General features: G+C 75.8%; 10 protein-coding genes. All 10 read left to right on the top strand.

The features are described from left to right. Window positions 1–20: 20 nt before the first annotated feature. Window positions 21–1,592: an ABC transporter substrate-binding protein gene (locus BLP29_RS19360; RefSeq protein ID WP_092807652.1), complete on the top strand. Its 1,572-nt coding sequence runs from the start codon at window positions 21–23 to the stop codon at window positions 1,590–1,592. A gap of 4 nt (window positions 1,593–1,596) precedes the next feature. Next, window positions 1,597–2,595, top strand: coding sequence for an ABC transporter permease (locus BLP29_RS19355; RefSeq protein ID WP_207798611.1), 999 nt, complete (start codon window positions 1,597–1,599; stop codon window positions 2,593–2,595). Further along, window positions 2,595–4,571 carry a dipeptide/oligopeptide/nickel ABC transporter permease/ATP-binding protein gene (locus BLP29_RS19350; RefSeq protein WP_092807650.1) on the top strand — a complete coding sequence of 659 codons (1,977 nt, stop codon included), beginning with the start codon at window positions 2,595–2,597 and terminating at the stop codon, window positions 4,569–4,571. The genes BLP29_RS19355 and BLP29_RS19350 overlap by 1 nt, the downstream gene beginning before the upstream one ends. After that, window positions 4,568–5,311, top strand: coding sequence for an ABC transporter ATP-binding protein (locus BLP29_RS19345; RefSeq protein WP_092807648.1), 744 nt, complete (start codon window positions 4,568–4,570; stop codon window positions 5,309–5,311). The genes BLP29_RS19350 and BLP29_RS19345 overlap by 4 nt, the downstream gene beginning before the upstream one ends. After that, window positions 5,308–6,408 (top strand): M20 family metallopeptidase, encoded by a 1,101-nt coding sequence (locus BLP29_RS19340; RefSeq protein ID WP_092807646.1) that lies wholly within the window; start codon window positions 5,308–5,310, stop codon window positions 6,406–6,408. Before BLP29_RS19345 ends, BLP29_RS19340 begins: the two co-directional genes overlap by 4 nt. After that, window positions 6,405–7,286 (top strand): GNAT family N-acetyltransferase, encoded by an 882-nt coding sequence (locus tag BLP29_RS19335; RefSeq protein ID WP_207798610.1) that lies wholly within the window; start codon window positions 6,405–6,407, stop codon window positions 7,284–7,286. The genes BLP29_RS19340 and BLP29_RS19335 overlap by 4 nt, the downstream gene beginning before the upstream one ends. Continuing rightward, on the top strand, window positions 7,277–8,398 hold the full coding sequence (gene menC, locus BLP29_RS19330; RefSeq protein WP_243470113.1) for an o-succinylbenzoate synthase: 1,122 nt from the start codon (window positions 7,277–7,279) through the stop codon (window positions 8,396–8,398). Before BLP29_RS19335 ends, menC begins: the two co-directional genes overlap by 10 nt. 30 nt (window positions 8,399–8,428) lie before the next feature. After that, complete coding sequence (locus tag BLP29_RS19325) at window positions 8,429–10,057, top strand: PucR family transcriptional regulator (RefSeq protein WP_092807644.1); 1,629 nt, start codon at window positions 8,429–8,431, stop codon at window positions 10,055–10,057. A 257-nt stretch (window positions 10,058–10,314) separates the two neighbouring features. Further along, entirely contained in the window at window positions 10,315–11,352 is a 1,038-nt protein-coding gene (mgrA, locus tag BLP29_RS19320; RefSeq protein ID WP_092807642.1) for an L-glyceraldehyde 3-phosphate reductase, read from the top strand. A 77-nt stretch (window positions 11,353–11,429) separates the two neighbouring features. Further along, window positions 11,430–12,773: an NAD(P)/FAD-dependent oxidoreductase gene (locus tag BLP29_RS19315; protein WP_092807640.1), complete on the top strand. Its 1,344-nt coding sequence runs from the start codon at window positions 11,430–11,432 to the stop codon at window positions 12,771–12,773. The last annotated feature ends 21 nt before the right edge of the window (window positions 12,774–12,794 follow it).

Below are 12,794 nucleotides of genomic sequence, written 5' to 3'. Positions count from 1 at the left end.
CCACCCCGAGAGGACCCCGCATGAGGCACGTCCGCACCGCCGCCGGACTCGGCGTCACCGCCCTCGCGCTCGCCGCCTGCGGCGGCGGCTCCGGGGGCGGGGAGAACGCCGTCTCCGGTGGCACCTTCGTCTTCGCGGTCGCCGCCGACCCGGGCAACCTGGACCCGCAGGCCTCGGCGGCCAGCGGGCTGTTCCAGATCACCCACTTCGCCTACGACTCGCTGCTGGGCCTGGACGCCGACGGGGAGGTCGTGTCGCAGATGGCGACCGACTGGTCGGTGGACGGGTCGACGGTCACGCTGACCATGGACCCCGACGTCACCTGCTCCGACGGCACGCCCTTCACCGCCGAGGACGCCGCCGAGAACATCAACTACGTCGCCGACCCGGCCAACCAGAGCCCGTTCCTCGGGGTGTTCGTGCCCGACGGGGTGACCGCCACCGGTTCCGAGGACGGCACCGTCACCCTGACGCTGGCCGCGCCGGCGCCGTTCGTGCTCAACGGCCTCGCCGGGGTGCCGATGGTCTGCTCGGCCGGGCTGGCCGACCGCGACTCGCTGACCGACTCGACGCTGGGCACCGGGCCCTTCCAGCTCACCGAGGCCGTGCCGAACGACCACTACACGTACACCGTGCGCGAGGACTACACCTGGGGCCCGGACGGCGCGAGCACCAGCACCGAGGGCACGCCGGACCAGGTGGTGTTCCAGATCGTGCCGAACGAGACCACCGCGGCCAACCAGCTGCTGTCCGGCGAGGTGAACGCCGCGCAGATCATCGGCCCGGACTTCGACCGGCTGGAGTCGGCGGGGCTGTTCTCCACCAGCGTCACCGCCGTCCTCGGTGAGCAGTGGTACAACCAGACCGCCGGTCGCCCGGCGTCCGACCCGGCCGTCCGGCTGGCCCTGACCCAGGCCGTGGACTTCGAGCAGGTCGCCCGGGTGCTCAGCGCCGACCGCGGCGGACCCGGCACCAGCTTCGCCGCCTCGGCCCCGTCGGCCTGCGGCGGCGACTCGGTCTCCGACGCGCTGCCGGCCTTCGACGCCGACGCGGCCGCGGCGACCCTCGACGCGGCCGGCTGGGTCGCCGGCGCCGACGGCACCCGGGCCAAGGGCGGCGCACCGCTGGCCATCACGTTCCTCTACGACACCGAGCTGGGTGCCAGCGGCTCGGCGGCGGCGGAGCTCGTGACCACGGCCTGGCAGGACCTCGGCGTGACCGTCGACGTGACCCCGCAGGACGAGACGGCCTCGATCAGCACGCTGTTCGGGTCGGGGGACTGGGACGCCGCCTGGGTGCAGCTGAACGTCAGCAGCCCCGACCAGGTGGTGCCCTTCGTCTCCGGGACCGTGGTGCCCGACGGCAACAACTTCGCGCACATCGTCAACCCCGAGTACGACGAGCTCGTCGCCCAGGCCAGCGCGATGGAGGGCACCGCGGGCTGCGACACCTGGTTGCAGGCCGAGGCCGCGCTCGTCTCCTCCGCCGACGTCTTCCCCTTCGCCAACCAGGAGTCGACCTTCTTCGGGTCGGGCGCGGAGTTCGCCGTCGGCGACGGGCTCATCCCCACCAGCATCCGCATGCAGGGCTGAGCCGGTGACCGCCACCACCGCCGCCACCGCCGGGACGCCGTCCCGGCGGATGGCCGACAACCCGTGGCTCGCCTTCGCGGTGCGCCGCGCCGGCCGGCTGCTGGTCTCGCTCTGGGTGCTGGTGACGGCGTCGTTCCTGATCCTGCACCTGATCCCGGGCGACCCGGTGCGTGCGGCGCTGGGGCCGACCGCACCGGCCTCCCTGGTCGCGGCCCGGCGGGCCTCCCTGGGGCTGGACCGGCCGCTGTGGGAGCAGTACCTGGACTACCTGCAGGGCGTGCTGACCGGCGACCTGGGGTCCTCGCTCGGCTCCTCGCTGCCGGTGTCCCGGATCATCGGGCAGCGCCTGCCGGCCACCCTGGAGCTGGCGCTGCTGGCGTTCCTCGTGGTGGTCGCGCTCGCCGTGCCGATCGGGGCGGGCATGGGCGTGCTCACCCGGGGCGGCCGGCGGCGCGGCGGCGAGCTGGCGTTCTCCTCCGCCAGCACGGTGCTCGGCGCGGTGCCCGACTTCGTGCTCGGCGTCGGGTTCGTCTACGTCTTCAGCGTCACCCTGGGCTGGCTGCCGGTGGCCGGGCGCACCGGGCCGCCGTCCTACGTGCTGCCGGTGCTGGCCCTGGCGATCGGCCCGGCCGCGGCCCTGGCCCGCATCGTGCGGGTGGAGATGCTCACGGCCCTGCGCAGCGACCACGTGCGGACGGCGCGGGCCAAACGGCTGCCGGCCTGGCAGGTGAACCTGGGCCACGCGCTGCCGCACGCGCTCACGGCCTCGATCACCCTGGGCGGTCTGCTGCTGTCGGCGCTGGTGGCCGGCACGGTGCTGGTGGAGAACGTGTTCTCCTGGCCGGGCCTGGGCTCGACCATCGTGTCCTCGATCCTGGAGAAGGACTACCCCGTCGTGCAGGGGGTGGTGCTCGTCTACGGCGCCGGCGTGCTGCTGGTGAACCTGCTCGTGGACGTCGTCCTGTCCCTGCTGGACCCCCGCTCCGTCATCCGGGAGAGCTGATGACCACCGTGGCCCCGGGGGCGCTGGTCCCCCTCACCGACGCCCCGGCCGCACGGGGCCGGTGGGGCTCCGTGCTGCGCACCCCGGTGGGCATCGGCGCCGGCGTGCTGCTGGCCGCGGTGCTGGTGCTGGCCGTCGTCGCGCCGTTCGTGTGGGGCGACCAGGCCGAGGCGGTGGACACCGACGCGATCCTGCAGGGGTCGTCGGCCGCGCACCTCGTGGGCACCGACAACCTCGGCCGCGACCTGTTCGCCCGCACGATGGTGGCCACCGGCCTCTCGGTGCGGCTGGCCCTGACCGCCACCCTGCTCACCGTCGTGCTCGGCATGCTGCTGGGTGCGGCCCCGCTGCTCCTGGGCCGCCGCGCCGGCCGGCTGGTCACCGCGGGCATCGACATCGCGGTGGCCTTCCCCGGCCTGCTGCTGGCCCTGTTCTTCGCCATCGTGTTCGGCGTCGGCGCCACCGGCGCGGTGCTCGCGATCGGCGTGGCCGGGGCGCCGGTGTTCGCCCGGCTCACGTCGACCCTGGCCGCGGGCGTGGCCTCGCGCGACTACGTGCTCGCCGCCCGGGTGGCCGGGGTCGGCCGGTTCCGGGTGCTGCTGCGCCACGTGCTGCCCAACATCGCCGAGCCGCTGGTCGTCAACGCCACCATCGGGGCCGGCGGCGCCCTGCTGGCCTTCGCCGGCCTGTCGTTCCTGGGGCTGGGCGTGCAGGCGCCGGACTACGACTGGGGCCGGCTGCTGCAGGACGGCCTGTCGGGCATCTACCGGCACCCCGAGGCTGCGCTGGCCCCCGGCCTGGCGATCGTCGTCGCCGGGCTGGCGTTCAACCTGTTCGGCGAGGCGGTGGCCAAGGGCATCGGGCTCACCTCGGCGACGGGCCCGGTGCGCCGCCGCCGCACCACCGGGGCCGACGAGCAGCCGGTGACCGAGCGGGGCCCGGGAGCCGAGCAGCCCGTGCTCGACGTCGAGGACCTCTCGGTGGCGTTCCCGGGGGCGCACGGCACGGTGCGGCCGGTGCGCGGGGTCACCTTCTCGGTGGGCCGCGGCGAGGCCGTCGGCGTCGTGGGCGAGTCGGGGTCGGGCAAGTCGCTGACCGCGCTGGCCGTGGCCCGCCTGGTCGAGGCGCCCGGCGAGGTCACCGCCGCGCGGCTGGACTTCCGGGGCACCGACCTGCGGGCCGGCGGCGAGCGGGCGCACCGCCGGCTGCTGGGCACCGGGTTCGCGATGGTCTTCCAGGACCCGATGACCTCGCTGAACCCCACCCGCCGGATCGGCTCCCAGCTGGCCGAGGGCGCTCGCCGGCACCAGGGCCTCTCCCGCGCGGCCGGGCTCGCCCGGGCGGTCGACCGGCTGCGCAGCGTGCGGGTGCCCGAGCCCGAGCGCCGCGCCCGGCAGTACCCGCACGAGTTCTCCGGCGGCATGCGGCAGCGGGCGATGATCGGCATGGGGCTGATGGGTGAGCCGGCGCTCATCGTCGCCGACGAGCCCACCACCGCCCTCGACGTCACCGTGCAGCGCTCGGTGCTCGACCTGCTGGCCGCGATCCGCCGCTCCGACGACGTCGCGCTGCTGCTCATCAGCCACGACGTGGCCGTGGTGCGCGAGGTGTGCGACCGCGTGCTCGTCATGTACGCCGGGCGGATCGTGGAGGACCTGCCCGCCGACCGGCTCGCCGCGGGCAGGCACCCCTACACCCGGGCGCTGGTGGCCACCGTGCCGGACATGGCCGTCGACCTCGACGCGCCACTGCCGGTCATCCCGGGCCGGCCGGTCGACCCCTCGGCGCAGCCGCCGGGGTGCGCCTACGCCGCCCGCTGCCCGCTGGCGTCGGACCGGTGCCGGGCGGAGGACCCGCCGCTGGTCGCCGACGCGGACGGCGGACGGGTGGCCTGCTGGCACGCCGACGAGGTCGCCGCCGGCGCGGCCGACGGGGAACTGGCGGCGGCCGGTGCCGCACGGGAGGAGGTCGCGTGAGCGAGCTGGTGTTCGACGACGTGACGGTGCGCTACGGCGACGCCCGCACCGGCCACACCGCGGTCGACGGCGTGAGCCTCGTCGTCCCCGACGGCGCCGTGGTCGGACTGGTGGGCGAGTCCGGGTCGGGCAAGTCCACGCTGGCGAAGGCCGCGGTCGGGCTGGCCCCGGTGACCGGCGGGGCGGTGCTGCTGGACGGCGTCCCGGTGCCCACTCGTCCTGGCCGCCGTCCGGTGCAGATGGTCTTCCAGGACCCGTACTCCTCGCTGGACCCGCGGATGACGATCGGCGACAGCGTCGCCGAGGCCGTGCCGCGCGGCACCCCGCGGGCACAGCGGCGGGCCGAGGTGGTCCGGCTGCTGGAGCTGGTGGACCTGGACCCCGCCCGGGCGCGGGCCTACCCGGCGCAGCTGTCGGGCGGTCAGCGCCAGCGGGTCGCCGTGGCCCGGGCCCTGGCCGCCCGGCCCGAGGTGGTCGTGGCCGACGAGATCACCTCGGCCCTGGACGTGTCGATCCAGGGCACCGTGCTGAACCTGGTGCGCCGGCTGCAGCGCGAGCTGGGCACCTCGATGCTGTTCATCTCGCACAACCTGGCCGTGGTGCGCTACGTCGCGAGCACCATCGCGGTGATGCGCGAGGGCCGGATCGTCGAGCAGGGCCCCGCCGAGCAGGTGCTCGGAAACCCCGCGCACGACTACACCCGCGAGCTGCTGGCCGCGGTCCCGGCAGGTGTGCGGTGACCGATCAGCTGCTCGCCGACATCCACGAGCTCGTCAGCTGCGAGTCGCGGTCCGACGACCTGGCCGCCGTCGCCCGCAGCGCCGACGTCGTCGCCCGGGTGGGCGCGCGCCGGCTGGGCTGCGCACCCGAGCGCATCGTGCTGGAGGGCCGCACCCACCTGCGCTGGCGGCTGGGGGAGGGCCCGACGGAGGTGCTCGTGCTGGGCCACCACGACACCGTCTGGCCGATGGGTTCGCTGGCCACCCACCCGTCCGAGGTCGTCGACGGGGTGCTGCGCGGGCCGGGCAGCGTCGACATGAAGGCCGGGCTGGCGGTGGCGTTCGCCGCCGTCGCCGCCCTCCCCGACCCGGCCGGGGTGACCGTGCTGGTCACCGGCGACGAGGAACTGGGGTCGCCGTCCTCGCGCGGGCTGATCGAGGCGGAGGCCCGCGGCTGCCGGGCCGCCCTCGTGCTGGAGGCCGCCGCCGACGGCGGTGCCCTCAAGACCACCCGCAAGGGCGTCTCGCTGTACCGGGTCGAGGTCACCGGCCGGGCCGCGCACGCCGGGCTCGCACCCGCCGACGGCGTCAACGCCGGCGTCGAGCTGGCCCACCAGGTGCTCGCGCTGACCGCCCTCGGCGACCCCGACCGGGGGACGACGGTCACCCCGACCGCGTCGTCGGCCGGCACCGTCACCAACACCGTGCCGGCGCGGGCGTGGGTGGCCGTCGACGTCCGGGTGCCCGACGCCGCCGAGCAGGACCGGGTCGACGCCGCGGTGCGCGCCCTGCGCCCGGTGCTGCCCGGCGCCCGGGTCGAGGTCACCGGCGGGCCCAACCGGCCCCCGATGGAGACCGCGGCCGAGCTGTTCGACCGGGCCGCCGGGGTCGCCCGCCGGCTGGGCCTGCCCGAGCTGCGGGGTACGGCGGTCGGCGGGGCCTCCGACGGGAACTTCACCGCCGGGGTCGGGGTGCCCACCCTCGACGGGCTGGGCGCGGTGGGCGGCGGTGCGCACGCCGACGACGAGCACGTGCTGGTCGCCGAGCTGGCCCCGCGCCGGGCGCTGCTGACCGGGTTGCTCGTCGACCTGCTGACCGGGGACGGGGCCGACCGGTGAGCGCGCCGACGCCGGTGGACGACGCGGTGCTCTCCGCCGAGGCCACGGGCCGGGCGGCCGGCGTGCAGGTGCGCGCCGTCACCTCCGTGCCCGACCTCGCCGCGGTGTCCGGGCTGCTCGGCGCGATCTGGCAGCGGGCGGACAGCCCGCCGCTGAGCACCGAGCTGCTGCGTGCGCTCGCCACCGCCGGCAGCTACGTGGCCGGCGCCTACGACGGGCCCGACCTCGTGGGCGCGTGCGTGGGGTTCTTCGCCGAGCCGGCGGCCGGGTCGTTGCACAGCCACATCGCCGGGGTCTCCGGGGCGGTGCGCGGCCGCAACGTCGGCTTCGCGATGAAGGTGCACCAGCGCGCCTGGGCGCTGGCCCGCGGCGTCGGCACGATCACCTGGACCTACGACCCCCTGGTCGCCCGCAACGCCTGGTTCAACACCGGCAAGCTCGGCGCCGCCGCAGTGGCCTACCTGCCCGACCACTACGGCGGCATGCGCGACGCGCTCAACGGCGCCGACGAGACCGACCGCCTGCTGGTGCGCTGGGACCTCGCGGCGCCGCAGGTCGTCGCGGCCTGCCGCGGCGAGGCCCCGGGGACCGCCGTCCCGTCCGGTGCGGTCGTGGCGCTGGCCTGCTCGCCCGACGGTGCCCCGGTGCCCGGGCGCACCGACGGACCGGTGCTGCTGGTGGCCGTCCCCCGCGACGTCGAGGCGCTGCGCCGGGACGACCCGGGGCTCGCGGGGCAGTGGCGCACCGCCGTCCGGTCGGTGCTGCACCCGGTGCTGGCCGAGGGCGGGCGCATCACCGGGTTCGACCGCGCCGGGCGGTACGTGCTGCACCGGCGCACGACCACCGACGCACCAGGGGAGAGGACATCGTGGAGCTGATCGACGCACCGGTCGAGGGGATCGAGCTGCGGCGGGTGGGGTTGCCCCTCGTCGCCCCGTTCCGCACCTCGTTCGGCACCCAGACCCACCGCGACGTGCTGCTGGTGCGGGTGGTCACCGGCGCCGCCGAGGGGTGGGGCGAGTGCGTGGCGATGGCCGACCCGCTGTACTCCGAGGAGTACGTCGACGGCGCGGTCGACGTGCTGCGCCGCTTCCTGGTGCCCCGGCTGGCCGCGGCCGGCCGCGTCGACGCCGCGTCGGTGGCGCAGGTGCTGGCCCCGGTGCACGGGCACCGGATGGCCAAGGCGGCCCTGGAGCTCGCCGTGCTCGACGCCGAGCTGCGGGCCAGCGGCACGCCGCTGGCCCGGCACCTCGGCGCGGTGCACGACCGGGTCCCCTGCGGGGTGTCGGTCGGGATCATGGACTCGGTGCCGGCGCTGCTGGGTGCGGTGGGGGAGTACCTCGACCAGGGCTACGTGCGGATCAAGCTCAAGATCGAGCCCGGGTGGGACGTCGAGCCGGTGCGTGCGGTGCGCGAGCGCTTCGGCGACGACGTGCTGCTGCAGGTGGACGCCAACACCGCCTACACCCTCGCCGACGCCCGGCACCTGGCCCGGCTGGACCCCTTCGACCTGCTGCTGGTCGAGCAGCCGCTGCCCGAGGACGACGTGCTCGGGCACGCCGCGCTGGCCCGGCAGATCGCCACCCCGGTGTGCCTGGACGAGTCGATCACCTCGGCCCGGGCGGCCGCCGAGGCGATCACGCTGGGCGCCTGCTCGATCGTGAACGTGAAGCCCGGCCGGGTGGGCGGGTACCTGGAGGCCCGCCGGATCCACGACGTCTGCGCCGCGCACGGCGTACCGGTGTGGTGCGGCGGCATGCTGGAGACCGGGATCGGCCGGGCGGCCAACGTCGCGCTGGCGGCGCTGCCCGGGTTCACGCTGCCCGGGGACACCTCGGCGTCCGACCGGTACTACCGCACCGACCTCACCGAGCCGTTCGTGCTGGCCGAGGGCCACCTCGGCGTCCCCACCGGGCCGGGCACGGGCGTCGTCCCGGTGCCCGAGGTGCTCGAGGAGGTGACCACCTGGCGCGAGTGGTTGCCCCTGTGAACCGGACGGATCACTAACGTCGACCCGGTGATGGGAGCGCCCGCCGGGCTGCGCCGGGTGCTCGACGACCTGGGCACGACGTTGCTGGACCTGCTGCACGGCGACCCGGACGCCGTCCCGCGGCTGGGCGGGGTCGCCATCCACGACCCCATCGACGAGCCCGAGCTGCCGCCGGCGGCACTGGTGCTCGGCGTGGGGGTGGGGGGCGCCGCCGCCACCATCACCCTGCTCACCCAGCTGGGCCGGCGGGGCGCTGCGGGGCTGGTGCTGCGCGCCCCGGTGACGGTGACCCCGGCGGTGCTGGCCGCGGCGCGGGAGTCCGGGGTGGCGCTGCTCGGGCTGACCCGTGGGGCCACCTGGGCGCAGCTGGCGGCCATGCTGCGGGTGCTGCTGGCCGAGGGCGACGTCGGCGCGCAGACCGCCGAGTCGCTGGGCGGGCTGCCCTCGGGTGACCTCTTCGCCCTGGCCAACGCCGTGGCCGCCCTGGTCGACGCGCCCATCACCATCGAGGACCGGAGCAACCGCGTGCTCGCGTTCTCCGGCCGGCAGGACGAGGCCGACCGCGGGCGCATCGAGACCGTGCTGGGCCTGCAGGTGCCCGAGGTGTACTCGCGGGTGCTCACCGAGCGCGGGGTGTTCCGCGAGCTGTACCGCTCCACCGGGCCGGTGCTGGTCGACCCGGTGAGCCCCCGGGACGGCGCCGGCGCCCTGCCCCGCGCGGCCATCGCGGTGCGGGCCGGCGACGAGGTGCTCGGCTCGATCTGGGCGGTGCTGCGCGACGGGCTCAGCCCCGACCGCGCCCGCGCCCTGGGCGAGGCCGCCACCCTGGTCGCGCTGCACATGCTGCGGCTGCGCGCCGGTGCCGACGTGCAGCGCCGGCTGCAGGCCGACCTGGTGTCCACGGCGCTGGAGGGCGGCAGCGGCGCCCGTGAGGCGCTGCACCGGCTCGGGCTGGCCGACCGCTCGGTGGTGGTGCTGGCCCTGGCCGCGCTCGACCCCGTCGACGGGGTGGACGTCGCCGGTGACGCCGGGTCGGCCAACGACCGGCAGCGGCTGGCCGACGCGTTCGGGGTGCACCTGTCCGCCGTCCACCCCCGGTCGGCCACGGCCCTGGTCGGGCACGCCGTCTACGGCCTGGTGCCGGTCACCGGCGAGGACGCCGACGCCGACACCCGGGCGGTGCGGATCGCCACCGACTTCCTCGACCGGGTCGGCCCGCGCATCCCCGCCGTCGTGGGCATCGGTCCACCCGGCCGCGACGTCGCGGGCCTCGCCGCCGCCCGGGTGGCCGCCGACCGGGCGCTGCGGGTGCTCCGGGTGCGCGGGGGTGCGGTGCGGGTGGCCCGGTCCGACGACGTGCACGTCGAGGGGCTGCTGCTCGAGCTGCACGACCTGGCCGAGGCCCGCGGTGACCGCCCGGCCGGGCCGGTGGCCCGGCTCGGGGAGTACGACGCCGCGCACGGGGCGCAGCTGGTGCCGACGCTGCGGGCCTGGCTGGACGCCTTCGGCGACGTGCCGGCGGCCGCGGCGGCGGTCTACGTGCACCCCAACACGTTCCGCTACCGCCTGCGCCGGGTCGCCGAGGTGGGCGGCCTCGACCTGGGCGACCCCGACGTCCGCTTCGCCGCGATGGTCCAGCTCCGCCTGCTCGACCTCTGACCCGGCGCGCACACCAGTTGCCCGGTTCTCGCCCCCTCGACCGGCCCGCAGAGGGCGAGAACCCTGCAACCGGGCGTCACGGAGGAGCCGGGTGGGCGTCAGGGACCCGTCGACGGCTGCCGGAGGGTCGTCGTCCGGCGGCATGGTCGAGCCGTGACCACGTCGATCGCGGCTGCGCGCACCACCCACCGCGGCGCGGACGAGCTGGACGCCTGCCCCGCCTGCGTGGGCCGAGGCCGGCAGGCAGGATCGTGGCCATGGCCTACGAGGCGGCGCAGAACCGCTACGACGACATGACCTACCGCCGCACCGGGCGCAGCGGCACCGACCTGCCCGCGATCAGCCTGGGGCTGTGGCACAACTTCGGTGACGACGTCCCCTTCGACAGGCAGCGCGACATCCTGCGCCGGGCCTTCGACCTGGGCATCACCCACTTCGACCTCGCCAACAACTACGGACCGCCCTACGGCTCGGCGGAGACCAACTTCGGCCGGCACCTGCGCGACGACTTCCGCCCCTACCGCGACGAGCTGGTCATCTCCAGCAAGGCCGGCTACGACATGTGGCCCGGGCCGTACGGGCAGGGCGGCGGCGGGCGCAAGTACGTGCTGGCCAGCCTCGACCAGTCGCTGACCCGCATGGGCCTGGAGCACGTCGACGTCTTCTACAGCCACCGGCCCGACCCCACCACGCCGCTGGAGGAGACGATGGGTGCCCTGCACACCGCCGTCACCAGCGGCAAGGCGCTCTACGCCGGCATCAGCTCCTACGGCCCCGAGGACACCCGGCGGGCCGCTCAGATCCTGGCCGACCTGGGCACGCCGCTGTTCATCCACCAGCCCAGCTACTCGATGCTCAACCGCTGGATCGAGACCGAGGGGCTGCTCGACGTCCTCGCCGAGGTCGGCGCCGGCTGCATCGCCTTCTCGCCGCTGGCCCAGGGCATGCTCACGAGCAAGTACCTCGGCGGGGTGCCGGAGGGCTCGCGGGCCAGCCAGGACAAGTCGCTGTCGACCGACCTGCTCACCGACGAGGCGCTGGACCACGTGCGGGCGCTGAACACCATCGCCGAGGGCCGCGGGCAGACCCTGGCCCAGATGGCGCTGGCCTGGGCGCTGCGCGACGAGCGGGTGACCACCGTCCTGGTGGGCGCCAGCAGCGTGCGCCAGCTCGACGACAACGTCGGCGCCCTGCAGAACCTGGCCTTCACCGACGACGAGCTGGCGACCATCGACCGGCACGCCGTCGACTCCGGCATCGACCTCTGGGAGGGCCCCCGCACCGCGGCGGGGTGACCCACGAGACGGGTTCGCACCGGTGGGTGCGGGGCAGGTCATCAGTTGCCCCGCACCCGCTCGCGAAGGAGAACCCCATGAGCCGCCCCAGGATCGTCGTCGTCGGTGGCGGGTTCGCCGGGTTCCACGCCCTGCGCACGCTGGAGAAGCTGCTGCCGGCCGACGCCGCCGAGCTCGTGCTGGTCAACCCCAGCGACTACCTGCTCTACAGCCCGCTGCTGCCCGACGTCAGCGCCGGCGTCGTCGAGCCCCGGCACATCGCGGTCAGCCTGCGGCAGCGGCTGCGCCGCACCCGGGTCGTGCTGGGCAGCGCCACCGACGTCGACCACGCGGCCCGGACGGTCACCGTGCGGACGACGGACGACGGCGGCGCCACCGAGCAGGTCGTCACCCTGGCCTACGACCGCCTGGTGCTGGTGCCCGGCTCCATCACCCGGCAGTTCGACATCCCCGGGGTGGCCGAGCGCGCACACGGGGTGAAGACGCTGGTCGAGGCGCAGTTCCTGCGCGACCACCTGCTGCGCCAGCTCGACCGCGCCGACGCCTTGCCGGCCGGCCCCGAGCACGACGCCGAGCGCCGGGCCCGCATGACCGTCGTCGCGGTGGGCGCGGGCTACACCGGCACGGAGATCGTCGCCCAGCTGCAGTACTGGCTGGGCACCATCGCCGCCCGCTGGTCGACCGTGCGGCCCGAGGACATCCGCTGGGTGCTCATCGACCTGGCCGAGAGCGTGCTGCCCGAGCTCGGCCCGGAGCTGGGGGAGAAGGCGCTGGGTGCGCTGAAGCGGCGGGGCATCGACGTCCGGCTCGGCGTGACGGTGAAGGAGGCCCGCGAGGGCGAGACCGAGCTGACCGACGGCTCGACCATCCCCAGCCGCACGCTGGTCTGGGGTGCGGGTGTCGCGGCCAGCCCGCTGGTGCAGACGCTCGACCTGCCGCTGCAGAAGGGGCGTCTCGTCGTCCGGCCCGACCTCTCGGTGCCCGGCGCCGAGGGCGTCTTCGCCGGGGGTGACGCCGCCGCCGTCCCCGACCTCACGCAGGAGGGCACGCCGCTGACGCCGCCGACCGCCCAGCACGCCCAGCGCCAGGGCACCGCGCTGGGCCGCAACGTGGCCGCCAGCCTGGGCCACGGGACGGCGAAGGACTACCGCCACCACGACCTCGGCCTGGTCGCCGACCTCGGCGGCCGCGACGCCATCGCCAAGCCCCTGGGCATCCGGCTGAGCGGCCCGCTGGCCAAGCTGGTCGCGCGCGGCTACCACCTGTACGCGCTGCCCTCGATGGCCAACCGGGTGCGGGTGGGCACCGACTGGCTGCTCGCCGCCCTGCTGCCGGCGCAGTCGGTCGAGGTCACCCGCATCCGCCCGGACCAGGCCCTGGTCAGCACCGCCCAGCAGTCACAGGCCCACCTGCGCGGCTGATCGCCCCGTGCGGCTCTGCCC

The sequence above is a fragment of the Klenkia marina genome, from assembly GCF_900101025.1.
Taxonomy (GTDB): Bacteria; Actinomycetota; Actinomycetes; order Mycobacteriales; family Geodermatophilaceae; genus Klenkia; species Klenkia marina.
This window is presented reverse-complemented; position numbering and strand designations above follow the sequence as displayed.

Coding starts and splice junctions, on each gene's coding strand:
- BLP29_RS19360 (WP_092807652.1), top strand. CDS start 21: ATGAGGCACGTCCGCACCGCCGCCGGACTCGGCGTCACCGCCCTCGCG.
- BLP29_RS19350 (WP_092807650.1), top strand. CDS start 2,595: ATGACCACCGTGGCCCCGGGGGCGCTGGTCCCCCTCACCGACGCCCCG.
- BLP29_RS19325 (WP_092807644.1), top strand. CDS start 8,429: ATGGGAGCGCCCGCCGGGCTGCGCCGGGTGCTCGACGACCTGGGCACG.
- mgrA (WP_092807642.1), top strand. CDS start 10,315: ATGGCCTACGAGGCGGCGCAGAACCGCTACGACGACATGACCTACCGC.
- BLP29_RS19315 (WP_092807640.1), top strand. CDS start 11,430: ATGAGCCGCCCCAGGATCGTCGTCGTCGGTGGCGGGTTCGCCGGGTTC.